2 pseudogenes are annotated in these 630 nt (G+C 31.6%); both read right to left on the bottom strand.

The window, feature by feature from the left end:
- Positions 1 to 156 (bottom strand): annotated as a pseudogene (locus IDG60_RS20215) (cell wall hydrolase); the annotation flags it as partial.
- Between the two features lie 226 nt (positions 157 to 382).
- Positions 383 to 630 (bottom strand): annotated as a pseudogene (locus IDG60_RS20210) (succinate--CoA ligase subunit alpha); the annotation flags it as partial.

Here is a 630-nt window from a genome sequence, read left to right as displayed (position 1 = left end):
ATTAGCATTTAACTCTGATTTCGCGAATACATTTTGCTCATACCCTCTTGTAAAATCTTTAGATTTATCAATTTCATCTGCATATGCTTTGTTCGACATACCCAATGCCAAAAACATACCTATTGAATAGCGTACTTTACTTTGTTGTTTATTCATGATGGAACACTCCTTACAATAATATATAAACATTATAACATAGTGCACTATATATTTTAATTAAAATTTTCTTTGTTTTATAAAGCTATTGTAGGAGGTAAAATAATTAACTTGTCTTTCCAAAATATGAAAAGTGTACTAAAATTCATTGCACGACAAATAGCCCATTTCCGATACTTTTATAAAGTATGGAATGGGCTATAGCCATTTATATCATCTTTTAACTTTATTTATTAACTGTTAATAATGATTCATAAATACCTGCTTCTTTAGCAGCTTCAATTAATGTTGAACCAATTTCTGAAGGTGTTGCCGCTGTTTTCACACCACAACTATTTAATGTTTTTATTTTCTCTTCAGCAGTACCTTTACCACCTGAAATGATTGCACCAGCATGTCCCATACGTTTTCCAGGAGGTGCTGTTTGTCCACCGATAAAGCCTACAACTGGTTTTGTCATATTCGCTTTAATCC

The sequence above is a fragment of the Staphylococcus sp. EG-SA-2 genome (assembly GCF_017152085.1).
This window is presented reverse-complemented; position numbering and strand designations above follow the sequence as displayed.